This is a genomic window from Tardiphaga sp. 172_B4_N1_3, assembly GCF_052076035.1.
GTDB lineage: Bacteria > Pseudomonadota > Alphaproteobacteria > Rhizobiales > Xanthobacteraceae > Tardiphaga > Tardiphaga robiniae.
Genome location: NZ_CP197238.1, coordinates 3,333,918 through 3,360,224 on the forward strand (window position 1 = coordinate 3,333,918; position 26,307 = coordinate 3,360,224).

At 60.5% G+C, this 26,307-nt stretch carries 25 protein-coding genes; 13 read left to right on the top strand and 12 right to left on the bottom strand.

Annotated features, from left to right (window positions below):
- Positions 1–185 precede the first annotated feature (185 nt).
- The gene (locus AB7783_RS15755; protein WP_441278158.1) at positions 186–2,279 is read left to right on the top strand and encodes a methyl-accepting chemotaxis protein; all 2,094 of its coding nucleotides are present in this window, start codon (positions 186–188) and stop codon (positions 2,277–2,279) included.
- Positions 2,280–2,303: 24 nt separating this feature from the next.
- Here AB7783_RS15755 and AB7783_RS15760 read toward each other — a convergent pair whose 3' ends face one another.
- Positions 2,304–2,936: a DUF2865 domain-containing protein gene (locus AB7783_RS15760; RefSeq protein WP_441278159.1), complete on the bottom strand. Its 633-nt coding sequence runs from the start codon at positions 2,934–2,936 to the stop codon at positions 2,304–2,306.
- Between the two features lie 39 nt (positions 2,937–2,975).
- The gene (locus AB7783_RS15765; protein ID WP_441230404.1) at positions 2,976–3,773 is read right to left on the bottom strand and encodes a L,D-transpeptidase family protein; all 798 of its coding nucleotides are present in this window, start codon (positions 3,771–3,773) and stop codon (positions 2,976–2,978) included.
- A gap of 234 nt (positions 3,774–4,007) precedes the next feature.
- Between AB7783_RS15765 and AB7783_RS15770 the strand changes: the two genes are divergently transcribed.
- The 3 genes from AB7783_RS15770 to AB7783_RS15780 all read left to right on the top strand — a co-directional run bounded on the left by AB7783_RS15770 (position 4,008) and on the right by AB7783_RS15780 (position 6,141).
- A complete protein-coding gene (locus AB7783_RS15770; RefSeq protein ID WP_441230405.1) occupies positions 4,008–5,120 on the top strand; it encodes an AI-2E family transporter in 1,113 nt (370 codons plus the stop codon).
- A 75-nt stretch (positions 5,121–5,195) separates the two neighbouring features.
- Positions 5,196–5,567, top strand: coding sequence for a DUF883 family protein (locus tag AB7783_RS15775; protein WP_175368300.1), 372 nt, complete (start codon positions 5,196–5,198; stop codon positions 5,565–5,567).
- A gap of 94 nt (positions 5,568–5,661) precedes the next feature.
- Positions 5,662–6,141 carry a phage holin family protein gene (locus tag AB7783_RS15780; RefSeq protein WP_441278160.1) on the top strand — a complete coding sequence of 160 codons (480 nt, stop codon included), beginning with the start codon at positions 5,662–5,664 and terminating at the stop codon, positions 6,139–6,141.
- A 21-nt stretch (positions 6,142–6,162) separates the two neighbouring features.
- Here AB7783_RS15780 and AB7783_RS15785 read toward each other — a convergent pair whose 3' ends face one another.
- The 4 genes from AB7783_RS15785 to AB7783_RS15800 all read right to left on the bottom strand — a co-directional run bounded on the left by AB7783_RS15785 (position 6,163) and on the right by AB7783_RS15800 (position 9,855).
- Positions 6,163–6,522 carry a hypothetical protein gene (locus AB7783_RS15785; RefSeq protein WP_244527934.1) on the bottom strand — a complete coding sequence of 120 codons (360 nt, stop codon included), beginning with the start codon at positions 6,520–6,522 and terminating at the stop codon, positions 6,163–6,165.
- 376 nt (positions 6,523–6,898) lie between these two features.
- Positions 6,899–8,125, bottom strand: coding sequence for an ABC transporter substrate-binding protein (locus AB7783_RS15790; protein ID WP_441278161.1), 1,227 nt, complete (start codon positions 8,123–8,125; stop codon positions 6,899–6,901).
- A gap of 63 nt (positions 8,126–8,188) precedes the next feature.
- Positions 8,189–8,518, bottom strand: a complete 330-nt coding sequence (locus tag AB7783_RS15795; protein WP_441278162.1) for an AtuA-related protein — start codon at positions 8,516–8,518, stop codon at positions 8,189–8,191.
- Positions 8,519–8,520: 2 nt separating this feature from the next.
- Complete coding sequence (locus AB7783_RS15800; RefSeq protein ID WP_441278163.1) at positions 8,521–9,855, bottom strand: acyclic terpene utilization AtuA family protein; 1,335 nt, start codon at positions 9,853–9,855, stop codon at positions 8,521–8,523.
- Positions 9,856–10,055: 200 nt separating this feature from the next.
- Here AB7783_RS15800 and AB7783_RS15805 point away from each other — a divergent pair, with 200 nt between their 5' ends.
- Positions 10,056–10,967, top strand: coding sequence for a LysR family transcriptional regulator (locus AB7783_RS15805; RefSeq protein ID WP_441278164.1), 912 nt, complete (start codon positions 10,056–10,058; stop codon positions 10,965–10,967).
- 9 nt (positions 10,968–10,976) lie between these two features.
- On the opposite strand, the gene AB7783_RS15810 is transcribed toward AB7783_RS15805, so the two are convergent.
- The 5 genes from AB7783_RS15810 to AB7783_RS15830 form a co-directional block, all read right to left on the bottom strand.
- Complete coding sequence (locus AB7783_RS15810) at positions 10,977–11,957, bottom strand: ABC transporter substrate-binding protein (protein WP_441278165.1); 981 nt, start codon at positions 11,955–11,957, stop codon at positions 10,977–10,979.
- 31 nt (positions 11,958–11,988) lie between these two features.
- On the bottom strand, positions 11,989–13,119 hold the full coding sequence (locus AB7783_RS15815; protein WP_441278166.1) for an ABC transporter permease: 1,131 nt from the start codon (positions 13,117–13,119) through the stop codon (positions 11,989–11,991).
- A complete protein-coding gene (locus tag AB7783_RS15820; protein WP_441279705.1) occupies positions 13,116–14,018 on the bottom strand; it encodes an ABC transporter permease in 903 nt (300 codons plus the stop codon). The genes AB7783_RS15815 and AB7783_RS15820 overlap by 4 nt, the downstream gene beginning before the upstream one ends.
- A gap of 13 nt (positions 14,019–14,031) precedes the next feature.
- Positions 14,032–14,862, bottom strand: a complete 831-nt coding sequence (locus AB7783_RS15825; RefSeq protein ID WP_441279706.1) for an ABC transporter ATP-binding protein — start codon at positions 14,860–14,862, stop codon at positions 14,032–14,034.
- A gap of 315 nt (positions 14,863–15,177) precedes the next feature.
- A complete protein-coding gene (locus AB7783_RS15830) occupies positions 15,178–15,978 on the bottom strand; it encodes a response regulator (protein ID WP_068735059.1) in 801 nt (266 codons plus the stop codon).
- 237 nt (positions 15,979–16,215) lie between these two features.
- Between AB7783_RS15830 and AB7783_RS15835 the strand changes: the two genes are divergently transcribed.
- The 8 genes from AB7783_RS15835 to AB7783_RS15870 all read left to right on the top strand — a co-directional run bounded on the left by AB7783_RS15835 (position 16,216) and on the right by AB7783_RS15870 (position 25,555).
- The gene (locus AB7783_RS15835; protein WP_068735402.1) at positions 16,216–16,413 is read left to right on the top strand and encodes a NepR family anti-sigma factor; all 198 of its coding nucleotides are present in this window, start codon (positions 16,216–16,218) and stop codon (positions 16,411–16,413) included.
- Complete coding sequence (locus AB7783_RS15840; protein ID WP_068735058.1) at positions 16,413–16,961, top strand: sigma-70 family RNA polymerase sigma factor; 549 nt, start codon at positions 16,413–16,415, stop codon at positions 16,959–16,961. Before AB7783_RS15835 ends, AB7783_RS15840 begins: the two co-directional genes overlap by 1 nt.
- Before the next feature lie 231 nt (positions 16,962–17,192).
- The gene (locus AB7783_RS15845) at positions 17,193–18,416 is read left to right on the top strand and encodes an ABC transporter substrate-binding protein (protein WP_441278167.1); all 1,224 of its coding nucleotides are present in this window, start codon (positions 17,193–17,195) and stop codon (positions 18,414–18,416) included.
- A 160-nt stretch (positions 18,417–18,576) separates the two neighbouring features.
- On the top strand, positions 18,577–19,812 hold the full coding sequence (locus AB7783_RS15850; RefSeq protein ID WP_441278168.1) for an ABC transporter substrate-binding protein: 1,236 nt from the start codon (positions 18,577–18,579) through the stop codon (positions 19,810–19,812).
- Between the two features lie 156 nt (positions 19,813–19,968).
- Positions 19,969–21,204 (top strand): ABC transporter substrate-binding protein, encoded by a 1,236-nt coding sequence (locus tag AB7783_RS15855; RefSeq protein WP_441278169.1) that lies wholly within the window; start codon positions 19,969–19,971, stop codon positions 21,202–21,204.
- A gap of 176 nt (positions 21,205–21,380) precedes the next feature.
- Complete coding sequence (locus tag AB7783_RS15860; RefSeq protein ID WP_441278170.1) at positions 21,381–22,622, top strand: ABC transporter substrate-binding protein; 1,242 nt, start codon at positions 21,381–21,383, stop codon at positions 22,620–22,622.
- Positions 22,623–22,803: 181 nt separating this feature from the next.
- Positions 22,804–24,045, top strand: coding sequence for an ABC transporter substrate-binding protein (locus AB7783_RS15865; protein ID WP_441278171.1), 1,242 nt, complete (start codon positions 22,804–22,806; stop codon positions 24,043–24,045).
- 229 nt (positions 24,046–24,274) lie between these two features.
- Complete coding sequence (locus AB7783_RS15870; RefSeq protein WP_441278172.1) at positions 24,275–25,555, top strand: glycerate kinase type-2 family protein; 1,281 nt, start codon at positions 24,275–24,277, stop codon at positions 25,553–25,555.
- A gap of 153 nt (positions 25,556–25,708) precedes the next feature.
- Here the strand turns inward: AB7783_RS15870 and AB7783_RS15875 are convergent, their stop codons facing one another.
- On the bottom strand, positions 25,709–26,215 hold the full coding sequence (locus tag AB7783_RS15875; RefSeq protein WP_081421958.1) for a MarR family winged helix-turn-helix transcriptional regulator: 507 nt from the start codon (positions 26,213–26,215) through the stop codon (positions 25,709–25,711).
- Positions 26,216–26,307: the final 92 nt, after the last annotated feature.

The following is a 26,307-nucleotide window of genomic DNA, read 5'->3' on the forward strand; positions in this document are numbered from 1 at the left end:
ATTGAGCGCTGACAAGTATCAAAAGCCCCGGCATCGTCGGGGCTTTTTTCGTTGAAGCGTCGCCGGACACGACAATTTTCCACCTAAAGTAGCTTTACAAGAAACGTATTTATCAAGACGGGCATGAGCGTGAATATTTACCAATTGCAGCCTTAAATACCGAAATATTTTTTGGGGGATTCATTGTGCTTCATCGATTGACCGTTTCCGCATTGCTCAAGTCCGTGATCGCCATCATGGCGGTCTGTGTCGTCATATTCCTGGTTCTCAGCGCGTGGGAATCATATGGGCGCCTCAACGTCGCGGGGCGCATGTCGACGATCGCCGAGGCATCCGGCCATGTGTTCAAGGCGATGCACAATCTGCGCACTGACCGGTCCACGACGTTCCGCACGTTGAACGCCGATATCGTGATTCAGCCCGATACTGAGGCCTATCTGCGCCGTATCCGCGGCGCCGAAATGCCGGCAATGAAAACAGCAGGAGAATTGCTGGTCACCGCCGACTTCCCCGGCAAGGCGACGCTGGTGCCCGAATTTAACCGGCTGATGCAGGCATTGATCGCGTTGCAGACCGAATCCTGGGACCAGATGAGCAAGCCAAAGGCCTCGCGCCGCGCTGGCCTTGCCAAGGAATTCCAGGACAATGTCGATTCCGTTCTGGCCATGCTCGAAAAAGTCTCCTCCGCCCTCACGGCCGCCGTAACCCACAACGATCCGGTGATCGATCAGTTACTGTCGATCAAGCAGATGGCCTGGCTGATGCGCAACACATCGGGCGACGCCTCGGTCATCGTGTCGAACGCGCTCGCGGTCAACAAGATCTCGCCGGAGCTGCAGCGGAGCTATGTGAAGCTGACGGGCGGCATCGAGACCGGATGGAATGCCTTGGAAATCGCATCGTCGGGAACTGAACTGCCGCAGGGTCTCGTCTCGGCCCTCGCTGCAGCGAAAACATCCTATTTCGATCCGCAATATCTGGCACTGCGCGACCGTCTGATTCAGGCCGTCGCAACCGGCGAGAAACCCGAAATGCCGGCGACGGCCTGGACACCGCTGACCGTGGACAAGATGAGCACAGCCGTGGTCGTCGCCGAACGCGCGCTTGATGAAGCCAAGAACCACAGCCTCGTGCAGTGGTCTGCTGCGCAACGCTCACTGATCCTGCAACTGGTGCTACTGGGGGCCGCCATCATGCTGGTCGTTGGCGCCATGGTCACCATCACGCGCCGTGTCACCACGCCGCTGCTCACCATCCGCGACGCGATGCTGAAAGTGGCGGGCGGCGATCTCACCGTCGATGCCGGCTATACCGATCGCCAGGATGAAATCGGCGGACTGGCCGGTGCGCTGGAGACCTTCAAGAAGCAAGCGATGGAAAAGGCCGAGATCGAGACACAGGAACGCCATCGCAATGCCAATGCGAGCCAACGCCAGCAGGCCATCGAGCAATATATCGGCATGTTCGAAATCCAGATGCGCGACACGCTCGGCACGCTGGGCGACGCCTCCGATCAGATGAGCACGACATCCGATGGCATGGCCGCTGTGTCCAGCCAGACCAATGCCCGCGTGCAGGATGCTGCGCGCGCCTCCGGCGAAGCCTCAGTGAATGTGCAAAATGTCGCCGCCGCGGCCGAGGAGCTGAGTGCCTCGATCAACGACATCAGCCGCCAGGCATCGCATGCGGCCGGCATCGCCAGCCGTGCCGTCAGCCAGGCACAGCAGACCGACAATACCGTTCAGGGCCTCGCCCAGACTGCGAACCGGATTGGCGAAGTGGTCGGGCTGATCAACGACATCGCCTCGCAGACCAACCTGCTGGCACTCAATGCCACCATCGAAGCGGCGCGCGCCGGCGAAGCCGGCCGCGGCTTCGCTGTCGTCGCATCGGAAGTGAAGTCGCTGGCTAGCCAGACCGCGAAGGCGACCGAGGATATTTCCGAACAGATTGCGGATATCCAGAAAGTCGCCAATGAGGCCATCGAAGCCATCAAGTCGATCGGCGGCATTATCGGCGAAGTGAATGAAGTCGCCACCGCGATTGCGGCTGCGGTCGAAGAACAGGGCGCGGCGACGCAGGAAATTACCCGCAGCACCCAGCAGGCGGCCGATGGCACCCGCAACGTGTCGGACAATATTAGCGGAGTCAGTGCCGATGCCGACGCAGCTGGTGCAGCCGCTCAGGATGTGAAGGTGGCATCAGAGACGCTGGCGACGCAGACACGCCAGCTCGGCACTCAGGTGACGGACTTCCTCGGGAAGATCCGCGCGGCTTAAGCGCAATCGATCACGTGGCGCGGATTATTCCCGCGCCACCACCGGCATGCGCTCATACTTTGCCTGCAGCGACGGCGACACCGGCGACATGTTCAGCGATGCGCCGCGTTTGTCAGCGCCGCGGCCCGTGACCATCAATCCGTCGGCACCGGCGATGATGTCGCCTTTGCGCAAGGTCGGATCGTTCTCGAGCTTCACCGGTGCCAAACCGATCTGGTCTTGGCCATTGCAGGTGCAGCCGGCCACCAGTTCGGTGCGGTACTTGAATGCATTCGGCAGCTCGGAATAGGGCTTGCCACTCTCGGTCGTAGCCGTGTCGATACTGCTGCCGTAAACAACCTTGGTATCGCTCGCCGGACAGAAATTATTGCACGACGCCGCACGGCTCTGACTGTCGGTCGCTGATATCGGGAAGTAACGCCCATCGCACGTGCGCACGCAAAAAGCCTGACGCCCGCCGCTTGCTGCGCGAGGGCGCTGCTCCTGCACCGGCGGACCTTCATTGACGAAAGGCAGCGAGATATCCGGGCCACGACCACGCGCTATCCCGCCGAACAATGCCGAGAGGAAATCCTGTGCCTGCGCTGGGGCGGCACCGAGCATGACAATCGCCGCCACCGCGCCGAGGGCCATCCGTTGTCCTGGAAATCGGGTCATGGGGCCTCCAACACGGCATCAAAGCAGAATGATCGACTCTCAGTAAAGCGACGACGCGGAAAGGTTCATCGCCTGACGGCCCGGAGCCTGCTGCACGCCGGCAGGGCGAACCGATATCGATGTGACGCTGCGCGGCGCCGGAGCCGTGCGCGCCTCATAGTGTGGGGCAACCGACTTCGGCAGCACCACAACCCTGGTCCCAACGCTGACGCGACTGAAAAGGTCCTGCACATCTTCATTGGTCAGGCGGATACAACCCGACGACACGAACTTGCCGATGGTTGACGGATCATTGGTGCCATGGATGCGATAAGCGCTGGACCCGAGATACATCGCGCGGGCACCGAGCGGGTTGCCGGGGCCGCCAGCCATGAAGCGCGGCAGATAGGGCTGGCGCGCGATCATTTCCTGCGGCGGATGCCAATCCGGCCATTCCGCCTTGCGCGTGACAGTCTGCGTGCCGGACCAGGTGAATCCTTCGCGGCCAACACCGACGCCGTAGCGGATCGCGCGGTTGTTGCCGAGCACATAATAAAGCTGGGTATTGCCAGTATCGATGATCACTGTGCCCGGCGCTTCGCGGGTCATATAGTTGACTTCGGCGCGGCGCAGGCGCTCGGGGAGAGCGGCATCCATGTTCTCCCGCACCCGCGGCGCAGCCATCACATCCTCGTCCGGTGGAAACGCGCTTAACGCAGCTGGTCCATAGTTCATTACCTGCACCTGCGCCGATGCACTGGAGATGAACGGCGGAGCTACGATCAGAGCGGCTGCAACAACGAGCGCGTTTGTGAGACGCAGCGAAAGCTTGCGGTTTCCAGATGATGCCTGTGACATGTGATGCCCCGTTTGGCGACGCGTCATCGTCGTGATGACCGCAACCAACCGCGCCGGAGCCTCACAGTTCCCTCCCTGCGGGCGTTCACCGAATGATTTGTCAACCAAGGAACCATCACGAAATCGCGACGGAACTTTTGCGGTATGGTCGTGTTGTAGAGCCCGATCGCATGTCGGCGATCTGACGCGCGAACGCGGTTTGCGCGAACAAGTGGCGGCATGTCGGGACAGCCCATGAGTGAAGTACGCGCTCTCCCCGAAAAGCAGCCTGCAGGCACGCCGGTGCCCGAGAGCAAGATCGAGCAGCCGCCGGTGTTCCGCCGTGCCGAAGTGGTTGCTTTCACGCTGGTATCGCTGCTGGTGATCACCGTGATTACGGTGCTCTATGTCGCCAAGGCATTCTTCCTGCCAATCGTGACAGCCTTCATCATTGGCACCATGTTGTCGCCCGCAGCGAGCTTTCTCGAAAAGCGCCGCATTCCGCGATCCGTCTCGGCAGTCCTGATCGTTATCTTGGTCTGCGCCGGGCTCGCCTTCATCGTGGGGCTTATTTCATCCCCTCTGATGGAATGGACGACGCGGCTCCCCGAACTAGGTTCGCTGCTCAAGAACAAGCTGCATGTCTTTGACCGACCGCTGGCGCTCTGGCACCAGATACAGAGCATGTTCAGCAGCGCCGAAACGCTTGCGACAACAAAGTTCGAATTGCCCAAGATCGACTGGGTGCAGCCAACCGTCGAATTCCTGTCGCCAACCTTCACCGAATTCCTGCTGTTCTTCGCCACGCTGGTGCTGTTCATCGCAAGCTGGAAAGACCTGCGCCGCGCGCTGGTGATGAACTTCGCCGATCACGAATGGCGGCTGCGGACGCTGCGCATTCTCAATGCCATAGAGACCAGCCTTGGCGAATATCTGCTGATGGTCACCATGATCAATTTCGGAGTCGGCATTGCCACCGGCGTGATCTGCGCGGCCACCGGCATGCCCAACCCGGCCGGCCTCGGCGCGCTGGCAGCCACGCTCAACTTCTTCCCGATCATCGGCCCCGTCGCCATGTTCGTCATCCTGGTCGCGGTCGGCATCATTTCGTCGGAAACGATCGCCGCGGGCATGATCGCGCCGCTGCTGTTCGTCGGCCTCACCTTCATGGAAGGCCACTTCATCACGCCCACGATCATTGGACGCAAATTGCAACTCAACGCGCTGGCGGTGTTCATCGGGCTGGCGTTCTGGACCTGGCTTTGGGGCCCGATGGGCGGCTTCCTGGCGGCGCCGATCCTGATCGTCGGGCTGATCCTGAAAGAGCATTTGATGCCGATCAATTCGCCGCAGTTGCCGCCGGACTAATCCAGCTCTACTGATGGAACCTACGGTCTAACCGGGCGTTTCTGCATTGGATTTTGAGTATCAGGGGAGCTTCGCATGGCGGATATCGATGGCCTGGATGAACTCAAGAAGCTGACCGACAAAGCAACCTATAGCCGCCTTCAGAAGGATCTCACCGCCGTGAAAAACGATGTTGCAGCCCTGACCGAACAGATCACCGACGCGCTTAATGCCTTTACCGGCCAGGCTACTAAACAAGCCCGCCGCGGCGTCAAGCAAGCCCGTGCCGACGCCGAAGACATGATGTCCGACATGCGGGAGCGCGGCAGCGCGGCCTACGATGCTGCGCATGACGCAGCCTATTCACTGGAGGAAACGCTGGAAGACAGCATTACCCAGCGCCCATTGGCTGCAGTCGGCCTGGCGCTCGGCCTCGGCGTGCTGATCGGGATGGCCTGGCGCCGCTGAGTCATATGCGCAGGATTGGAATGTGATGAACTGGCGGTGCCCAATGGTGCCGTCAGTTTTCTTTGTATTTTAGAGTTCGGGTTCGGGGGCTTTCATGCTGAAGAGTATCATCGACGATCTGAAGAACAGCACAAGCAACAGCGTGCGCATGACTTCGCTCATAGCACTGGCTGGTGTTGCCGGCTTTGTGGCGCTGTGCTTCCTGTGTGTTGCGGCTTTCATCGCGGTGACGCAGCGCTACGGCGTCATTGAGGCCTGCCTCACCATCGCCGGCATCTTTTTGGTCATCGCGGCGATCTTCGCACAGATCTATGCGACCAAGCAGAAGCAGGCCCGCGAGCGCGCAGCAGCCGCGGCGCGCGCAGCGGCTAGAGCTGCTGCGAATGCGCCGCTGATCGATCCGATGCTGGTGGCGACCGGCATTCAGATCGCGCGCACGCTCGGCCTCAAGAAGGTTATTCCGCTACTAGCGCTGACCGGCGTCGCACTTGGCTATATGGCCAATCGCAGCAGTGCTGCGGCAGATGATGATACGAACGAAACCGGCGACCCCGATGAGGTCGCCGACGATTGATTTAAATTGTCAACGTGAAGATCAGGTCACACAGCGACCCGGCTGCAGCATCTTTGCCATCTCGCTGAGCACACTCACAGGCGGTTCGCAGCCCACCGCCGCACGTTGCGGTTTGGCATTCATGGGGAGGGGCCGGATATTGACGGCTTCATTCTTGGTTGGAGCCACCACGGGCGCGACGCCCATCCGCAGAAGGACGGACGTATCCGACAGCCCCTGAACGCGGAACGAGAGAGTCTGGCTCTGCTCGTTCTGTGTGGTAATTAGTGATGCCCGGTCGCCCTTGGCAGCCCGGTTGACGCCGCTGGACGCAGCCTTGTCTGAATCGGTCAGCGTGCCCCGCAGATCATTGCCGGAAGCATACTGGATGGCGCCGAACATGGTCGCTCCGGCGACCATTCCCAAGACCAAGCTGGATACCTTTGACATGTGAGCCTCGCCTGCCCTGCGCCGCGTCGTTGCGTAGCGCTCATGATAGGAACGTGCGTCAAGGCTCTAGGTTCAAGAACGGCGATCACTTAACCGTGTGTTAAATAATTTGACGCCCGCGGGAACGCTTTTCACCCTCGCGCGTCTTCCCGGAAGCCGGTCGTCCCCTGCCCCAATTGACCGGCGACGCGGGGTGGAGCTGTGGTGATGCCAGCTGCACCCCGCATTCTTTTGAGGAATAGGTAAGGCTCTCTCACCCTTCGAAAGAATCGCGGGTAAAGGTATTTCCCTGCCCGCGACGCTCGGTTCATAGAGTTATCCGTTCGGCTTACTTCTTGCTCATCACCATTGGGCATGCACTCGCCGAGAGCGGCGAGAACGCGTCTTGGCCCTTCACCGTGGCGAGGATTCTGAACACGTCATAGCTATCGGTGACCTCGGAAGGCTTCTTGACCTCGGCGAGATACATGTCGTGGACCATCAGATTGTCCGGACGCAGCTTGCCGTTGCGCAGAAAGGCATCGTCAAAGGTACGCCCCTGCAGATCCTTGACCACAGCGGCAGGATCCTTGGTATTCGCGGCCTCCACCGACTTGATGTAGTTCAGCGTCGAGGAATAGACACCGGCCTGCATCATGCTCGGCGGCTTGCCCATCTTGGCAGCGTAGCGCTTGGAGAATGCACGCGTGCGGTCGTCCATGTTCCAGTAGAAGCCGGACGTCACCAGCAGGCCTTGCGCGCTCTTCAATCCGACGCTGCGGATGTCATTCACGTCGATCAAGAGCGCAATCATCTTCTGATCACCGCCCATCAAACCGAACTCTTCTGCCTGCTTGATGGCGTTCTGCGTGTCACTGCCGGCATTGGCGATGGCGATGACCTTGGCGCCCGACGACTTGGCCGTCAGAAGCTGCGAGGAGAAATCCGCCGTGTTGATCGGATGCGGCGCACGGCCAAGCGCCTTGCCGCCGCCCTTCACGGCAACTTCCGTCACGTCACGCTCGAGCGCCTGACCAAAGGCATAGTCCGCCACAACGAAGAACCATGTGTCCCCACCGCGCTGAAGCATCGCCTTGCCGGCGACATTGGCCAGCGCGTAAGTATTGTAGGTCCACTGAATGAAGTTCGGCGAACAGAACTTGCCACTGAGATCCGCCGAACCGCCCGCCGACGTGATAAACATCTTGTTGCGGTCCTTGGCGAAGGTCTGCACGGCGATGCAAACAGACGACACCGGCACGTCGAGAATGACGTCGACGCCTTCCTGATCATACCACTGGCGCGCAATATTGCCTCCGACATCGGGCTTGTTGAGATGGTCGGCCTGGATCAGCTCTATCGCCTTGCCAAGCACCTTGCCGCCGCATTCCTCGATCGCGAGCTGCGCTGCCGCTACCGAGCCCTGCCCGCCATTGTCAGCGAACAGACCCGTCATGTCGGACAGCACACCGAACTTCAGTGGTGTATCCGCAGCGGCACGAACGATCGCCGGAGAAAAAACTGCAGCGCTGACGCCAGTTGCACCGAGGCCAGCTAGGAATGTACGTCGCTTCATCAATAGTCCTCCCGTTTTTGGTTTTTTTGGTATGAAAGTATCGTCGTCCTATTGTGACGAAGATCATGGTGAGCCGGATGACTCTCCTTTGTCCGGCAGCTCGAATTCAAGCAGCGCAGAGCTGAATGATTTCCCGTGCGTATCCAGCGCGAGCGATCGCACAACACCGCCACCGAGCGCGCCCGTCAGCACGAAGTTCAGCGCGCCGAGCGCCGGCAATTCATAGCGCGTGACGGTGCCGGTGATGGTGTCGCCGAAATGGTCCGCGACGCGATCGGCGGTCACATGCTCGGCCAGAAACGCGAAGTCCCCCATATCGAAAGCGATGACAGAAATGTTGGACGTGTCACCCTTGTCGCCGCTGCGTGAATGCGCGATCTCACGGAGTTTCATGGTCAGGCCTCCATGAATGTGACTGATGACGTCACGACAGTTTCGGGCAGCAAAGCCGAAGCGACGCCGACGATTTCGCGTGCCGATTTCCAGGCCCCGCCGCCGCCGGCGGGTCCATTGGTGTAGAGCGTTTCGACCTCGTTGCCGATCTTCACGGCCTCTGCGAGCGAGTCGGTACGCCCGGCGACGCGGATGCGGACTTCATAGGGATCACGGCCTTCGGCCAGGGCGTCACCATGCAGCGCATTGACGCCGATCAGGTCGAACCGGCTCTCCGTCATCTTCACGCCGGTGATCGCAAGGCGTTCGCACACAATTTCAAGCGCCAGACGCCCGCGCGCGACAGCATTGGCACCGGCATAGGAGATCTCGCCCTCGCCGATATAGCTGTCGAGATAGCCGACGGATGTTTTCAGAAGGCCCGTCTTAGGCGCCCCGCTCCCGCCGGTGACATGGATGCGGTCCGGACCAACCTCCTCGACACGCACCTGCGAGAAATCGGCAACCACATCCGGCTGGTAATAGCGGGTCGGATCATGAATTTCGTAGAGCAGTTGTTCGGTCACCGTCGCGCGCGTGATCTGGCCGCCCGAGCCCGCGACCTTGGTGACGACGAGATCGCCGTCCTCACGCACCTCGCCGATGGGAAAGCCAAGCCGCCCGAGGCCCTGCACATCCTTCACGCCGGGATCGGCGAAATAGCCGCCGGTGATCTGGCCAGCACATTCCAGGAGATGGCCGACCATGGTGCCCTTGCCGAGCAAATCCCAGTCATCCATCGCCCAGCCGAATTCATGCACCAGCGGCCCGAGAAACAGCGCCGGATCGGCCGTACGCCCTGTGATGACGACATCCGCACCGCCGGCCAGCGCCTCGGCGATGGGGGCTGCGCCTGTGTAGGCATTAGCTGAGATCACGCGGTTACCGAGAGCTTTGACGGAACCGCCGTCGTCCAGCGCAACGTCGGAATTTCGCGCCTGGTCCAGCACATCGTCGCCAGTCACTGCCGCGACTTTCAATCCGGTCAGACCAAGCACCTTGGCGATGTCACGCGTTGCCTGCGCCGCCGCGACGGGATTCGCCGCCCCCATATTGGTGACGATCTTGACGCCGTTCTTTCGGCAGATGGACAGCACCGCCTTCATGCGGTCGGCAAGCAACGGGTCGAAACCGCCTTGCGGATCTTTCAGGCGGTCCTGCTGGGCAAGCGCAATAGTGCGTTCGGCAAGGCACTCGAAGACGAGATAATCGAGGTTGCCGCTTTCGGCGAGTTCGATCGCCGGTTCGATCCGGTCCCCCGAATAGCCGGCACCGGATCCGATCCTGATGATACGCACGAGTAGTTCTCCCTGGATCAGACTTGCCTGCAGTCACATCGCGAAAACCGCGATCGCTGCATGTCTATCTCCCGATCTCTTTCGACGGACATGTCACGGGCCTGAGCAGGCGATCATGCGCATGTCGCTTTCGGGGATTGAAGCCAGAAGCTTCCCTCTATTCAATTGAATTAATTCTATCCCATTGATAGAAATTCTCTATGAATGTGAATCTCCGGCAGATCCGGTCTTTCGTCGTCGTCGCCCAAACCGGCAGCTTCACCCGCGCCGCGGAGTTGCTGCATCTGGCGCAGCCGACGCTGACGGTTCAGATCAGGCGCCTCGAAGAAACCCTCGAGGTGAAACTGTTCGATCGCAACACCCGCTCCGTCGAACTGACGCGAGTCGGCCGCGAACTGCTGCCGGTGTTTCAGCGCATGATCCGCGATCTCGATGCCGTCGTCGTGGATACTCGCGATATCGCGGCCAAGCGCCGGGGCGTCGTCCGGATCGCGGCGCTTCCCTCGGTCGCCGCGGGTGCCCTGCCCGAGGCCATCAAGTCGTTTCGCGAGTTGCAGCCCGGCACATCTTTCGTCCTGAAGGACGTGATCGCCAACCGCGTCCTTGACCTCGTCCGCTCAGAAGAGGTCGATCTCGGCATCATGGGTGGCAGCGTCACCGGCCACGACGTGGAAGTGCTGCTCGAAGTGCGCGACCGCATGCATGTGGTGTTTCCGGCGAAGCACCCGATCGGCGGCATCCGCAAGGTCACCATCGACGATCTGATGAAATATCCGCTGGTGCTGATGGATCCCGCGACCAGCGTCCGCGCGGTCGTCGACAGCGCCTTCCTGACCGCGGGACACATCGCGCAGCCGACCTGCGAAGCGACCTATATGATGACGGCCATCGCCATGGTCCGCGCCGGCCTGGGCATCACCATCCTGCCGGGCTCCGCACGCGAGATCGGCGCCGAGCCGGACCTGCGCTCGCGGCAGATCGACGTCGCGGATTTCTCGCGGGCCATCACCATCATCAAGAAGGCCGGCCGCACGCTGCCGCCGATCAGTGAAGCCTTTGGCGATCACCTCGCCAAGTCAATCGGCGCGCAGCCGTTATTCGCGCGCCGCTGATACCCGCGATTACTTCATCGCGTCATAGACTGCGAAGCTGTAGGCACCTTCCGGCTTCTTGGTAATCACGGGATCCGAACCGCCAGACATCAGCGTCGCAACCGTGCGATCATAGTCCTTGACGTCGAGCTTGCCATTGGCATCGCCGAGCAACTTGCTGACCTCGGTCATCATGCGCTTCTGGTCTTTGGCAGTCTTGGCGCCCGTGGAGTCGCCAGCCAGAATGATCTTCACGGCTTCGTCGGGATTGGTCTTGGCATAGTCCCAGCCCTTCATCGACGCCTTCACGAACTTCGCCATCTTGGCAACGAAGGCTGAATCCTTGAGATTCTTGTCGAGCACCCAGAGACCGTCCTCCAGCGTCGCGACGCCCTCGTCCTCATATTTGAACACGGTAAGCTGGCTCGGCTTGTAGCCGCCATCGATCACCTGCCAGTATTCATTATAGGCCATCGTCGATACACAATCGGCCTGCTTCTGCAGCAGCGGATCGACATTGAAGCCCTGCTTGATGATCTTGACGCCGGCCGGCGAACCATCGGTCTTGTAGCCCAGCTTCGACATCCAGGAGAGGAACGGATATTCGTTGCCGCCATACCAGACGCCGGTGACCTTGCCCTTTAGATCGGTCGGCTTCTTGATGCCGGTCTCGGCGCGGCAGGTGAGTTCGAGCCCGGACTTCTTGAAGGTCTGCGAAATATTCACCAGCGGCACGCCCTTCTCGCGCGAGGCCAGCGCCGACGGCATCCAGTCCACCACCACATCGGCACCGCCGCCCGCGATCACTTGCGGTGGGGCGACATCGGGACCGCCCGGCTTGATCGTCACGTCGAGCCCGGCGTCCTTGTAGAAGCCCTTCTCCTTGGCGACGAAGTAGCCGGCGAACTGGGCCTGTGCGACCCATTTGAGCTGGATGGTGACCTTGTCCGCCGCTTGCGCGGAGCCGAGCGAGAGAGCCATCGCTGCGCCGAATGCCATGATCTTCTTCATGCTCAACTCCAGAATTGGCGAACCTGCCGAACTAGGTCCGCATCGATGGATGCCAAAACGTCGTCACGCGCTCGGCGAGCGCAACAAGTCCATAAAATGCCATTCCCGCGATCGCGGCCAGCGCGATCTCCGCCCACACCATATCGAGCGCCATCCGCCCGGCTTCGGTGGAAATTCGAAAGCCGATGCCTTGCGTCGGCGTGCCGAAGAATTCCGCGACGATGGCACCGATCAGGGCCAGTGTGGCATTGATCTTCAGTGCATTGAAGATGAAAGGTAGAGCAGCGGGAAGATACAACTTGATGAGAGTCTGGGCATAGCTCGCGCCGTAGGAGCGCATCAGGTCACGCTCGATATCGCCGGCAGCTTGCAGACCGGCCAACGCATTCACCAGCATCGGGAAGAATGTCACCAGCGCCACCACAGCAGCCTTCGATGGCCAGTCGAAGCCGAACCACATCACCATAATGGGTGCCACGCCGACCAGCGGCAGTGCCGAGAAGAAGTTACCCAAGGGTAGCAGCCCGCGGCCGAGAAATTCAAAGCGATGCGCGAGGATCGCCACCAGAAGCCCGGCGCCGCAGCCGATGGCATAGCCGATCAGCACACCACGGATGAAGGTCTGCACGAAATCCGCGCCCAATATCGGCAGCGACGCCATGAATTTCACAGCGGCAGCGCTCGGCGACGGCAGCAGCACCGGCGGCACGCCGGCCCCGCGCACCACAACTTCCCAGAGATAGAACACGGCCGCACCGAACAGCAGCGGGATGGCCAGATCGATAGCCTTGCGGAATACACTGCTGCGCGGCCTCAGCCCGGCCAGCGCAACGACGCAGATCCATGACGCCAGCCAGACGCCGATCACCACCATCCAGAAGCCTGACGCGGCATCGCCAGCAATCAAGGGATCGCGCAACAGCGTCAACGTCATGTCCGCCGTGATACCTGCCCCGACAAGGCCGATCACAATGGCAGGCAGGCCACGGAAGCCGGCAGCGAAAGCGAAGACCAGCACGATCACGCCGGTGAGCAGGAAGGTCAGCGGCCGCGCCATCAGTGCTGCGACGGGCGTGCCGGCCAGCGGCAGCGGCAGCATCAGCGTGATCAGGACGCAGACGGCCGACATGATGAAGCCGAGGCGGATCTGGCGACGATTCATGCCCGCGCCCCCATCCGCTGCGCGACCTTGCATTCGGCATAGCTCACAATCGCAATCAGGCCCGAGGCCAGCACGGCGGCGGCAACCAGCGCCGACCAGATCTGGATAGTCTGGCCATAATAAGAGCCGGCCAGCAAGCGCGCGCCGATGCCGGCCTCGGCACCGGTCGGCAATTCCGCGACGATGGCGCCGATCAGCGAAATAGTGATAGCGACCTTGAGGCTGGCAAAGAGATACGGCACCGCCGATGGCCAGCGCAGTTTCGACAGCACCTGTCTAGATGTCGCCGACCATGTACGCATCAGATCCATCTGCATCGGATCGGGCGAGGTAAAGCCCTTCACCATGCCTATCGTGATCGGGAAGAAACTCAAATAAGCCGAGATGATCGATTTCGGCAGCAGGCCCTGCAGGCCGACGGCACCGAGCACCACAATGAAGATCGGCGCCAGCGCCAATATGGGCACCATCTGCGAGCAGATGATCCACGGCATCAGGCTGCGCTCCAGCACGCGGCTGTGCACGATGGCGAGCGCCAGCACGATGCCGAGCAGCGCGCCGAGCGCGAAGCCGAGCAGCGTCGCCGACAGCGTCACCATGGAATGATAGACGAGGCTACGCGGCGCCGTCGGCGCATAGCCGAACACGCCGTCGATGAAAGCACCGACCACCTGATGCGGCGCCGGCAGCAATGGCCGCTCGGCACTCATGGTGCCTTCCAGCAATTCCATCGTCGTGTAAGGCGCTTCCTCGCGCTCGAAGCCGCCGCGCACAAGCGACAGGTTCATCAGCACGGCGCCGATGTACCAGACGACGATCAGCACCGCGACAATGGTCACCACCGGCGCGCTACGCTTGACCAGCGGATGCGTGCGCCATGCCGCACGCGCGACCGGCATCGTCTCCACGGTGCTACTCGTCATAGGAATGTCCGGCGCGCAACCCGGTGCGCACGCGCTGCGCGATCGCCATGAATTCCGGCGTCTCGCGAATTTCCAGCGTGCGGTCGCGCCGGAAATTGCAGTCGATGACATCAGTGATACGGCCCGGCCGCGGCGACATCACCACGATCTTGGTGGAAAGAAACACCGCCTCGGGAATCGAATGCGTCACGAACAACACGGTCTTGCGGGTCTTGGCCCAGAGTTGCAGGAGCTGTTCGTTGAGATGATCGCGCACGATCTCATCCAGTGCTCCGAACGGCTCGTCCATCAGCAGTAATTCGGGATCGAACGACAGCGCCCGTGCGATGGAAACCCGCTGCTGCATGCCGCCGGAGAGCTGCCAGGGAAACTTGCGTTCGAAGCCGGTGAGATTGACGAGGTCGAGGTAGCGCGCGGCGCGCTGCTTTTGTTCGGTCGGCGAAAAGCCCATCAGCTCCAGCGGCAGCTTGAGATTGGCCTCGATGCTGCGCCAGGGAAACAGCGCCGGCGCCTGAAATACATAACCGTAATTGCGCCCCAGCCGCGCCTGCTCCGCGCTCATGCCATTGACAGTGACGCTCCCAGAGCTTGGCTGCTGCAGATCCGCGATCACACGCAGCAGCGTGGTCTTGCCGCAGCCGGAGGGACCGATGAAGGAGACGAACTCCCCACCACTGATTTGCAGATCGACATTGGATAGCGCTTCGACCTTGCCGTCGGCCGTATCGAAAGTGAGCGACACCTTGCTGACATCGACCGCAACGGGGCGTGTCACTGTGGATTGATAGATATGAGGTTCAGCGTCGGCAGTTGAGTTCATGCGCACCGGTTCGACCAGAAGGGTCACGCAGCCCCGCCACCCCGTCAAAGCCTATGAGCCCTGCGGGACGTGGCAATTTGCCGCCTATCGAGGGATGATATCGGCATTGATCGCTGCATCAACACAATACTGTCAGCCCCCTCCTTCTGCCCGCTGATAGTTTGCGCAAGCGAAGAGGACTTATTGAGCAGGTATCATCCGGCGCGCTCTGGATGGCTTCTGGCCAAACGAAAGCGGCCGGGCACATGGCCTAGCCGCTTCGATGTCAATCAATACCAGCGAGATCAGGACGCCCGAAGTTAGGGCGCCTTGAAATCAGGATGCCTTGGCTGTCTTGTTCTTTGAGTTGCGCTGGAAGAACAGCGCCTGGCTGGCGACGGCCGAGACCATCGCGGGTTGGAACGGCTTCGAGATCAGGAAGGCCGGCTCCGGACGTTCGCCAGTCAGGAAACGCTCCGGATAGGCGGTGATGAAGACTACCGGCACTTCGAAGATGCGCAGCAACTCGTTCACCGCGTCGAGACCCGAGCTGCCATCGGCGAGCTGGATATCGGCGAGGATCAGGCCGGGCTTCTTGTTCTTTGCGAGCGCAACCGCATCTGCATGGGTGCGTGCAACGCCGATGACGTTATGACCGAGATTCTTCACGAGGCTTTCGAGATCCATCGCGATGAATGTCTCGTCCTCGATGATGAGAACGTCGGTGGCGATTTCGGCGGCCATTTCTCGGCCGGCCGTATCGGCCAGCGTACGCACTTCCGCCACATCAGCATCGAGTACGAAGGCGACTTCCTCTTCCGAGAAGCCTTCGAGCGACAGCAACAGGAAGGCCTGTCGTGGCAGCGGGGTGATGTTGGAAATGCGCTTCTCGGAGGCGGCCTGCAGCGGCGCGACGTCCGGATTGTCGTTCAAGGCGACAGAGTTCCAAATCTGGGTGAACAGGCGAAACAAGCCGGCACGGGCTCCGTGTTGCTCGTCGAGCAACGACTGGTCCTGCAGCAACGCTTCCAGCATGGCGCCTACATAGGCATCGCCTGAGGCCTGGTTACCTGTGAGGGCGCGGGCATAGCGCCGCAACAGCGGCAAGTGTTCAGCTACGAGCTGTGATCGGGACATCCCCACTCCATCCTGTCTGGTCAAAGACGACTCTACGTCAAAGTCGAAGGGGTATTCGGATACAATCCGGCTCCCTCGTTGTGCTTGTTTACGCCCCAGCCAGACAAAAGTTCCATCGGGTCGGAACTTTCGGCCACGCTCCGCATTAGATCGCCGACAGACGCCGCAAAGGCTTCAAAAATCAAGAAAATTTCTCAAATTCCAGGGACATGTCTTCTGGGGAATGTGGAACGGGTCATGAAAGATGTGAAGCCAAAGGGCGGATTAAACGCCGAAATCCAGTCACGGATCGGGCATCAGTTGCGCGCCATGTACGACGATGTCGTGCGACAGGGCGTGCCGGACCGATTTGCGGAGCTGATCCGCAAGCTGGACGGGGCTGAGGCTCAAGCCCAGATCGCTGGCGATCCTGGCAAAAATGAAGGAGGGGAATAATGCCTCTCACAGACTCACTCCGCGACGACATTCTGGCGTCGGTGCCTAGCCTGCGCGCCTTCGCGATCTCGCTCTCCGGCAACGGCGACCGGGCCGATGACCTCGTTCAGGAAACGCTGTTGCGCGCTCTCGCCAATATCGACTCCTTCCAGGTCGGCTCGAATCTCCCTGCGTGGTTGTTCACCATTCTGCGCAACCTGTTCCGGTCGGACTATCGCAAGCGGCGACGGGAAGTTGAGGATGCGGACGGTAGCTATGCCAAGACTCTGAAGACCCAGCCGGCACAAAACGCCCATCTGGAATTTGAGGAGTTTCGCGCGGCGCTTGAGAAGCTTCCGCAGGATCAGCGCGAAGCGCTTATTCTCGTCGGCGCATCGGGCTTCTCCTATGAGGACGCGGCCACGATCTGCGGCTGCGCCGTCGGCACCATCAAGAGCCGCGTCAACCGCGCGCGTTCGAAGCTCAGCGCGCTTCTCTATGTGGATGGCGCGGAAGACTTCGGCCCGGACGATACCGTTCGCGCAGTGATCGGCGGATCGGGCGGTTAGTTCGATCCGACAATTGAGGCAAGACAAGCGGTCACTTCGGTGGCCGCTTTTTTTGTGCGAGTTGGTATGAGTGTATCAGCAGCGCGCCGACTTCTTCCGCAATCGGGGCGAAGGAACCGCCACCATCTTTCCGCCACACAGAAAGTGCCCCTCGCGCTCACATCGCCGGGGATTTTTGTTGATGCACATGCCATTAACGCCTCGGGACTGCTGTACGAGGACCAACCCGGGATGCCTGCCTTTCGACCACGAACAATCTCGCTTGCCGCCGCACTGAGCATCGCCTGCGCCGGCCATGCCCTCGCGCAGAAGCGATACGATCCCGGCGCATCCGACACCGAGATCAAGATCGGGAACATCATGCCCTATAGCGGGCCGGCTTCGGCCTATGGCATCGCGGGCATCATCGAGGCCGCTTATTTCCGGATGATCAACGATCAGGGCGGCATCAACGGCCGCAAGATCAATTTCATCAGCTATGACGATGCCTACAATCCGGCCAAGGCCGTCGAGCAGGCCCGCAAGCTGGTGGAATCGGACGAGGTGCTCGTGGTGTTTAACCCACTAGGCACACCGTCCAATGCGGCGATCCAAAAATATCTCAACATCAAGAAAGTGCCGCAACTGTTCGTTGCCGCCGGCGCAACCTATTTCGGCAATCACAAGGCTTTCCCGTGGACCATAGCGTGGCAGCCGCCCTATGAGAGCGAGGGCCGCATCTATGCGAAATATCTGCTGAACGAAAAGCCCGACGCGAAGATCGCGGTGCTCTATCAGAACGACGACCTCGGCAAGGACGTGCTGAAGGGCCTGAAAGATGGTCTCGGCGACAAAGCTGGGGGCATGCTGATCGCCGCCGAGAGCTATGAGGTCACCGAGCCGACCATCGATAGCCACATCATCAATCTGAAAGCCTCCGGCGCCGATACCTTCATCAGCGTCACGACACCGAAGTCGGCGGTCCAGAGTATCCGCAAGGTCTCCGAACTCGGCTGGAAGCCGCTCTACATCCAGGGCTATGCCAGCGCATCGATCAGTTCGGTGCTGAAACCGGCGGGACAGGAGATCTCGCAGGGCATCCTGTCGGCCTATTATGCCAAGGACGGCTCGGATCCGCAGTGGGACAATGACCCCGGCATGCAGCGTTTCTACGCCTTCCTCGCCAAATACGCGCCGGACGCCCGCCGCAACGACATCTCCGTGGTCTATGGCTACGGCGCAGCTCAGACCATGGTTCAGGTACTGAAGCAGGCAGGCGACGATCTCACCCGTGCCAATGTGATGAAGCAAGCCGCCAGCCTGAAGGACTTCGCGCCGGACACGATGCTGCCGGGCATCAAGCTCAACACGTCCGCGACTGATTTCTACCCGATCGAACAGTTGCAGATGATGCGCTTCAAGGGCGACAAATGGGAGCTATTTGGCCCTGTGATCTCGGGCGAAATCAGCCGCTGAATTATGCCGGGGGACGGCATATCCATTGCCCAATAAAGCAGCCCTTCGCGGTGTCATCGCGAGGGGCTTTTTGTTGCCGCATACACGCGAACGGTGTTCAATCCGGCCGGAGCCGCAAAGGCCCGCAAAACAAGACGAATAAAAATCAGGGAGTTCTGAAATGCCTTCGATCCGATCGCGCGCACTGGCTTTATCGGTTGCCGCGGCCCTCAGCGCCGCAGCCAGCGGCAGCGCGCTGGCCCAGAAGAAATACGACACCGGCGCCACTGACACCGAAATCACGATCGGCAACATTATGCCGTATAGCGGCCCTGCCTCGTCCTACGGACTGATCGGCAAGACTGAAACCGCCTATTTCAAAATGGTCAACGACCAGGGCGGTATCAACGGCCGCAAGATCAATTTCATAACCTACGATGACGCCTATTCGCCGCCGAAGGCGGTCGAGCAGGCCCGCAAGCTGGTCGAAAGCGACGAGGCACTGTTCATCTTCAATTCGCTCGGCACGCCGTCGAATACCGCGTTCCAGAAATACATGAATGCCAAGAAGGTGCCGCAACTCTTCGTCGCTACCGGCGCCAGCAAGTGGAACGATCCGAAGCATTTCCCGTGGACGATGGGCTGGCAGCCGAGCTACGCGGTCGAAGCACAAATCTACGCAAAATATCTGATGAAGGAGAAGCCGGACGCCAAGATCGCGGTGATCTATCAGAACGACGATTTCGGCAAGGACTACCAGAAGGCGTTCAAGGAAGCGCTGGGTGCCAAGGCTGCCACGATGCTGGTCACGGAAGAGAGCTATGAGATTTCCGAGCCGACCATCGATTCCCACATCGTGAAAGTGAAGTCGCTCAATCCCGATGTCGTCGTCCATTTCGTGACGCCGAAATTCGCAGCCCAGGGCATCAAGAAGATCGGTGAACTCGGCTGGAAGCCGCTACAGCTCGTGACCAATGTCAGCGTTTCCGTCGGAGCAGTGATGCAGCCCGCCGGCTTCGACAATGCGCAGGGCGTGCTGTCGGCCGACTACCGCAAGGACGGCGCCGACTCCCAGTGGAAGGACGACCCGGGCATGAAGAAATGGTCGGCTTTCATCGACAAATACATGCCGGGCGCCGACCGCACCGACAACAGCCTCGTCTACGGTTATGGCGCCGCGCAGACGCTGGTGAAGGTGCTGGAGATGTGCGGCGACAACCTGTCCCGCGAGAATGTCATGAAGCAGGCCGCAAGCCTGAAGGACTTCGCGCCAGACACGCTGCTGCCGGGCATCACCATCTCCACCTCGGCCACCGACTATGCGCCGATCGCGCAGTTGCGGATGATGCGCTTCAAGGGCGACAAGTGGGAGCTGTTCGGCGAGGTGATCAATGCCGACACGACTGCGCCGGACTAGTACCGCAGCACTTTGCACTGCACCACTAAAACAACGGAGCCCCTGCGATTTGGTCGCAGGGGCTTATTCTTGTGACCGGCGCATCAGGGGTATTCAATGCGGACAGGAGTCGCAGAACTCCACCAAAGACCTGGGAAGAAATGATCACGGAGATCCATGATGCTCGCACGATCCATGCGCCTTGCAGCACTGCCTGCTGCTATGGCGCTTCTGGCCGCCAGTGTGTCCGGCGCGCTCGCGCAAAAGAAATACGACACCGGCGCCACCGATACTGAAATCAAGATCGGCAACATCATTCCTTACAGCGGCCCCGCATCTGCCTATGGAACGATCGGCAAAACCGAGACCGCCTATTTCAATATGATCAACGCACAGGGCGGCATCAACGGACGCAAGATCAATTTCATCAGTTACGACGACGCCTATTCGCCGCCGAAAGCCGTGGAGCAGGTGCGAAGGCTGGTCGAATCCGACGAGGTGCTGGTGGTGTTCAATCCACTGGGTACGCCCTCGAACACCGCGATCCAGAAATATCTGAACGGCAAGAAAGTGCCGCAGCTTTTCGTTGCCACCGGCGCCACCAAGTGGAACGATCCGAAGAACTTCCCGTGGACGATCGGCTGGCAGCCCTCCTATCAGAGCGAAGCGCAGATCTATGCGAAGTATCTTCTGAAGGAGAAGCCGAATGCGAAAATCGGCGTGCTTTACCAGAACGACGATTTCGGCAAGGACTATCTGAAGGGCTTCAAGGACGGCCTCGGCGACAAGGCAGCATCGATGATCGCCATCGAGGACAGCTACGAGATCGCCGAGCCGACCATTGACACTCATGTAGTGAAGCTGAAAGCTGCGAACCCCGACGTGCTAATGATCTTCACGACGCCAAAATTCGCGGCACAGACTATCAAGAAGACCGCCGAGCTTGGCTGGAAGCCGTTGCAGATCCTCGCCAATGTCAGCGTCTCCGTGGGAGCGGTGATGCAGCCCGCCGGCTTCGACAATGCGCAAGGCGTGCTGTCGGCCTCCTACACCAAGGACGGCACCGACTCCCAGTGGAGGGACGATCCGGGCATGAAGAAGTGGAACGCGTTCCTCGACAAATACATGCCGGACGCCAACAAGGCGGATTCGAGCACGGTCTATGGCTATGGTGCTGCGCAGACGCTGGTCAAGGTGCTGCAGATGTGCGGCGACGACCTGACTCGGGCGAATGTCATGAAACAAGCCGCCAGCCTGAAGAACTTTACCCCCGACACGCTGCTGCCGGGCATCACCATCAATACCTCGCCCACCGATTTCGCGCCTATCTCGCAATTGCAGATGCAGCGCTTCAAGGGCGACAAGTGGGAGCGCTTCGGCGAGATCTTCAGCGCCGACGTCGCGACGCAATAGCTCAGTTGCGGCAGCAGTTCTGCTGCATCAGCGAACACGAATTATACCGCCCCCGCGACATCGTCGCGGGGGCTTTTTCTTGCTGCGAAATGCAGGCGGGTGTTGAATGCTCTCAGGAGCCACAGAGCTCCTTGTCAAGAAACGTGACACATCACAATTGATCAGGGAGATCAGAAATGCCCGCAACTCGTCTGCGCCTAGCCGCGTTTTCAGCCGCCTATTTGGTTAGCTGGGCTTTGCTCGCCGCGTCCGCCACCGGGGCGCTCGCCCAGAAAAAATATGACACCGGCGCCTCAGATACCGAAATCAAGATCGGCAACATCATGCCCTATAGCGGACCCGCCTCCGCCTATGGCGTGATCGGCAAGACCGAGGAAGCCTACTTCAAGAAGATCAATGCTGCTGGCGGCATCAACGGCCGCAAGATCAACTTCATCAGTTATGACGATGCCTATTCGCCGCCAAAAACCGTCGAGCAGGCGCGCAAGCTGGTGGAATCGGACGAAGTTCTGCTGGTGTTCAACTCGCTCGGCACACCGCCGAACTCGGCGATCCAGAAATACATGAACAGCAAGAAGGTACCGCAACTGTTCGTGGCCACCGGCGCCACGAAGTGGAACGACCCGAAGGACTTCCCCTGGACCATGGGCTGGCAGCCCAACTACCAGAGCGAGACGCAGATCTATGCGAAATATCTTCTGAAGGAAAAGCCCGGCGCGAAGATTGCCGTCCTTTACCAGAACGATGACTATGGCAAGGACTATCTCAAAGGTCTGAAGGACGGCCTTGGCGCAAAGGCCGCCTCGATGATCGTAGTGGAGGAGAGCTACGAGACCTCCGAGCCGACCATCGACAATCACATCGTCAAGCTGAAGTCGTTAAACGCCGACGTATTCGTCAACATCACGACGCCGAAATTTGCGGCGCAGGCTATCAAGAAGGCCGCCGAGATCGGCTGGAAACCGATGCACTTCCTCAACAACGTGTCCAACTCGATCGGCAGCGTGATGAAGCCGGCCGGCTTCGAAAACTCGCAGGACATTATTTCCGCTGCGTATCTGAAGGACGTCGCGGATACCCAGTGGAACAACGACCCCGGCATGAAGGAATTTCTCGCCTTCCTCGACAAAGATTTTCCGGAAGGCAACAAGCTCGATGGATTGATCGTCACCGGTTACGGGGTCGCCCAGACGCTGGTTGAGGTTCTCAAGAAGTGCGGTGACAACCTGACCCGCGAAAACGTCATGAAGCAGGCGGCCAGCCTGAAGGACTTCCGAACCGAGGTGCTGCTGCCCGGCATCAAGATCAACACATCTGCGACCGACTTTGCGCCGATCAGCCAGCTTCAGCTGATGCGTTTCAAAGGCGATAAATGGGAGCTGTTCGGCGAGGTCATTAGCGCTGATGTAGGCGGCTGATCGCCTTCATTCCACATAGCGGAAAATACTAAGGCCCGCGTCAAAAACAGCGCGGGCCTTGTTGCGTTTTTGGTCGCTTTCCATTTGAGCCATTGTGCAATCGCGGTATGACTATCTCGCAGGCGCAAAAGAGCCTGCAGAACAAGAAAATCTCGCCTTGCAAGCAAGGGAAGGAACTCAAATGTCTGCCACGTCCGCGCGGCTGTTGTCGCTCTCGGCCGCGACCATGTTGCTCGCCATTTCCTCGACCCACGTCCTCGCCCAAAAGAAATACGACACCGGCGCCAGCGACACCGAAATCAAGCTCGGCAATATCGTGCCCTACAGCGGCCCCGCTTCGGCCTATGGCGCGGTGGGCAAGGCGCAGGCAGGCTATTTCAAGATGATCAACGATCAGGGCGGCATCAACGGCCGCAAGATCAACTACGTCAGCTATGACGATGCCTATTCGCCGCCGAAGGCTGTCGAGCAGACCCGCAAGCTCGTCGAGTCCGACGAAGTGCTCTTGATGTTCTCGGCGCTCGGCACGCCGTCCAATACGGCGATCCAGAAATATCTCAACGCCAAGAGGGTGCCGCAGCTGTTCCTCGCCACCGGCGCTACCAAATGGGCCGACCCGAAGAACTTCCCCTGGACCATGGGCTGGCTGCCCAGCTACCAGAGCGAAGGCCGCATCTACGCCAAGTACCTGCTGAAGGAAAAGGCCGGCGCCAAGATCGGCGTGCTCTATCAGAATGACGACTTCGGCAAGGACTATCTGAAGGGCGTCAGGGACGGCCTCGGCGACAAGGCCTCGTCCATCGTCATCGAGGAGAGCTATGAGCTCACCGAGCCGACCGTGGATTCCCACATCGTCAAGATGAAGTCGCTCAATCCCGATGTGGTCATCATCTTCGCCACGCCGAAATTCGCCGCGCAGACGATCAAGAAGATTGCTGAACTCGGCTGGAAGCCGACCATGATCGTTCCGGGCGTCAGCGTCTCGATCGGTCAGGTGCTGCGTCCGGCGGGTTTCGAGAACGCACAGGGCTTGCTCTCCGCGCATTACTCCAAGGACGCCACCGACCCGCAGTGGAAGGACGACCCGGGCATCAAGGCCTATCGCGAATTCCTCGCCAAATACGTGCCGGACGGCAACCCGTCGGATTCGTCGCTGATGTCCGGCTACAACATCGCCGAGACCATGGCGATCCTGCTCAAGCAGTGTGGCGACGATCTCACCCGCGCCAATGTGATGAAGCAGGCGGCGAACCTCAAGGATGTCCAGCAGTCGACGCTGCTGCCTGGCGTCAAGGTCAACACCTCGCCCACCGACTTCTCACCCATCGAGCAGATGCAGCTGATGCGTTTCGATGGCGAGAACTGGAAGCTATTCGGCGACGTGCTGACCGGTGAACTCGGTGAAAGTGGCAAGGGCGGTTAGCTCTTACTTCCCCTCCCCCCAGCGCAGCGAAGCTGCGCGCCGCGGGAGAGGGTGCCTGAGCGAAGCGAGGGCGGGAGAGGGCTCCTTGCTTCTTAAGCGAAGCCCCCCTCTCCCGCCTCGAACCGCTCCGCGGTTCGATCCACCCTCTTCCACCAGTCGCGGCTGCGCCGCGTCCGGGGGCGAGGGGAAGCGCTTGCCGCCTCCGCGAATGAGCGGCATAACCCCGAACATGACCGACAAACGCCCCCTGCTCCGCGCAATTTTCGATGCCGCAGTTGCTGCGGCCCATCCCGATGTCATCCTCAGCGCCCACCTGCCGGCGCCGCCGAAGGGCCGCATCATCTGCCTGGCCGCCGGCAAGGGCGCCGCCGCCATGGCTGCCGCCGCGGAAAAGCACTATCTCGACACGCTGAAGCTCGATCCCGCGCGCCTCACCGGCATCGCCACCACGCGCCATGGCCATGGCGTGCCGACACAGCGCATCCGTGTGGTCGAGGCCGGCCATCCCGTGCCCGATGAAGCGGGCCTCAAGGGTGCCGACGACAGCCTCAAGCTCGCAGCGGAAGCCACCGCGGACGACCTCCTGCTGGTCTTGATCTCCGGCGGCGGCTCGGCCAACTGGACCGCGCCGGTGGCGGGCATCACCTTCCAGCAGAAACAGCAACTCAACCGCGCGCTACTTCGCTCCGGTGCGGTAATCGGCGAGATCAACACCGTGCGCAAGCATCTCTCCCGCATCAAGGGCGGCCGCCTTGCCCGCGCTGGGCAGAAGGCCGAGATCGTGTCGCTGGCGATTTCCGACGTGCCGCATGACGATCCCGCCGTGATCGCATCGGGACCGACGGTGCCGGATACAACAACGCTGGCCGATGCCCGTGCCATCATCGCGAAATTCGATCTCGCCATCGATGACGCGGTACGGGCGGCGCTCAGCGATGAGGCCAATGAAAGCGTGAAGCCGAACGACCCGGCATTCGCGCGCGCACGGTTTAAGCTGATCGCGCGGCCGCGGGAGTCACTCGATGCTGCAATCAAGGTGGCCAGTGACGCCGGCTATGAGATCGTCGATCTCGGCGCCGATCTCGAAGGCGAAGCGCGCGAGGTTGCCGCCGAGCATGCGAAGCTGGCGCTCAAGGCCAAGGCCGACGGCAAGAAGCTCGCGATCCTCTCCGGCGGCGAACTCACGGTGACCGTCACGGGCAACGGCCGCGGCGGCCCGAACCAGGAATACGCGCTGGCGCTGGTCGATGCTTTCAAGGATACCACCGGCATCGTCGCGCTCGCCGGTGACACCGACGGCGCCGATGGCGGCGCCGGCAGCGCCAGCGATCCCGCCGGCGCGGTCATCGATGCACGTACGTTCGAGGCCATGCGCGCGCAGAAGCTCGATGCGAAGGCAACGCTGGCGAATAACGACGCGACGACGTTCTTCACCGCGACAGGCGATCTGCTGCAGACCGGGCCGACGCTGACCAATGTGAATGATGTCAGGGTAATTTTAGTGGACTAACCACACACTGTCATTCCGGGGCGCGGGCGCCACTTGGCGCTCGCGAACCTCAGCCACTCAACTTGGAGTAGCGGGGAATCCAGGAATGATGAACATGTCGAGATTCCGGGCTCGCACTCTCGGCTACGCCGAGATCGCACCCCGGAATGACAATTAGAACTCCCGTGCAATCTTCGCCATCATGCCCAGCAGCGCCTTGTGCTCGGCCGGCCCCAGCACCTCGATCAGCCGCGCTTCATGCCGCGTCGCCACCAGCTTCTTGGCACGGGCCAGCGTGGCACGCCCCTTGTCGGTGAGCATCAGCACGTGGGAGCGGCGATCGCTCGGCGAGCGCATCCGCGTCAGCAAGTCGCGGCTCTCCAGAGCGTCAAGCAGCGAAACGAAATTCGGACGGAGAATGCCGAGCGTATTGGCGATTTCGGTCTGGTTGCGGCCCGGGTTCTTATCTAGCAGCAGCAGCACCGAGAACTGCGCCGGCGTCAGCTGCAGCGGCGCCATGCAGCGCAAGAAGTCTTCAAACACCTTCAACTGCGCACGTTTCAGCGAATAGCCCAGCAGTTCGGACAGTTCGCCGAGCTGCAACGCACCGCCCTCCTCGTCGAACCCGACGGGCGCAACCTGCTTGGCTTGATCCTGAGACGTCATCTTTGAAACAGTCATCGCTCGCTTTCCGCGATACCCGGCGGCTTGAATGAAACACCGGTCGACGTGCGACAGGCCTTGAGATTATGTTCAATAATCGTTATGAAGTA

Coding starts and splice junctions, on each gene's coding strand:
- AB7783_RS15760 (WP_441278159.1), bottom strand. CDS start 2,936: ATGACCCGATTTCCAGGACAACGGATGGCCCTCGGCGCGGTGGCGGCG.
- AB7783_RS15765 (WP_441230404.1), bottom strand. CDS start 3,773: ATGTCACAGGCATCATCTGGAAACCGCAAGCTTTCGCTGCGTCTCACA.
- AB7783_RS15770 (WP_441230405.1), top strand. CDS start 4,008: ATGAGTGAAGTACGCGCTCTCCCCGAAAAGCAGCCTGCAGGCACGCCG.
- AB7783_RS15775 (WP_175368300.1), top strand. CDS start 5,196: ATGGCGGATATCGATGGCCTGGATGAACTCAAGAAGCTGACCGACAAA.
- AB7783_RS15780 (WP_441278160.1), top strand. CDS start 5,662: ATGCTGAAGAGTATCATCGACGATCTGAAGAACAGCACAAGCAACAGC.
- AB7783_RS15785 (WP_244527934.1), bottom strand. CDS start 6,522: ATGTTCGGCGCCATCCAGTATGCTTCCGGCAATGATCTGCGGGGCACG.
- AB7783_RS15790 (WP_441278161.1), bottom strand. CDS start 8,125: ATGAAGCGACGTACATTCCTAGCTGGCCTCGGTGCAACTGGCGTCAGC.
- AB7783_RS15795 (WP_441278162.1), bottom strand. CDS start 8,518: ATGAAACTCCGTGAGATCGCGCATTCACGCAGCGGCGACAAGGGTGAC.
- AB7783_RS15805 (WP_441278164.1), top strand. CDS start 10,056: ATGAATGTGAATCTCCGGCAGATCCGGTCTTTCGTCGTCGTCGCCCAA.
- AB7783_RS15810 (WP_441278165.1), bottom strand. CDS start 11,957: ATGAAGAAGATCATGGCATTCGGCGCAGCGATGGCTCTCTCGCTCGGC.
- AB7783_RS15815 (WP_441278166.1), bottom strand. CDS start 13,119: ATGAATCGTCGCCAGATCCGCCTCGGCTTCATCATGTCGGCCGTCTGC.
- AB7783_RS15820 (WP_441279705.1), bottom strand. CDS start 14,018: ATGCCGGTCGCGCGTGCGGCATGGCGCACGCATCCGCTGGTCAAGCGT.
- AB7783_RS15825 (WP_441279706.1), bottom strand. CDS start 14,862: ATGAACTCAACTGCCGACGCTGAACCTCATATCTATCAATCCACAGTG.
- AB7783_RS15830 (WP_068735059.1), bottom strand. CDS start 15,978: ATGTCCCGATCACAGCTCGTAGCTGAACACTTGCCGCTGTTGCGGCGC.
- AB7783_RS15835 (WP_068735402.1), top strand. CDS start 16,216: ATGAAAGATGTGAAGCCAAAGGGCGGATTAAACGCCGAAATCCAGTCA.
- AB7783_RS15840 (WP_068735058.1), top strand. CDS start 16,413: ATGCCTCTCACAGACTCACTCCGCGACGACATTCTGGCGTCGGTGCCT.
- AB7783_RS15845 (WP_441278167.1), top strand. CDS start 17,193: ATGCCTGCCTTTCGACCACGAACAATCTCGCTTGCCGCCGCACTGAGC.
- AB7783_RS15850 (WP_441278168.1), top strand. CDS start 18,577: ATGCCTTCGATCCGATCGCGCGCACTGGCTTTATCGGTTGCCGCGGCC.
- AB7783_RS15855 (WP_441278169.1), top strand. CDS start 19,969: ATGATGCTCGCACGATCCATGCGCCTTGCAGCACTGCCTGCTGCTATG.
- AB7783_RS15860 (WP_441278170.1), top strand. CDS start 21,381: ATGCCCGCAACTCGTCTGCGCCTAGCCGCGTTTTCAGCCGCCTATTTG.
- AB7783_RS15865 (WP_441278171.1), top strand. CDS start 22,804: ATGTCTGCCACGTCCGCGCGGCTGTTGTCGCTCTCGGCCGCGACCATG.
- AB7783_RS15870 (WP_441278172.1), top strand. CDS start 24,275: ATGACCGACAAACGCCCCCTGCTCCGCGCAATTTTCGATGCCGCAGTT.
- AB7783_RS15875 (WP_081421958.1), bottom strand. CDS start 26,215: ATGACTGTTTCAAAGATGACGTCTCAGGATCAAGCCAAGCAGGTTGCG.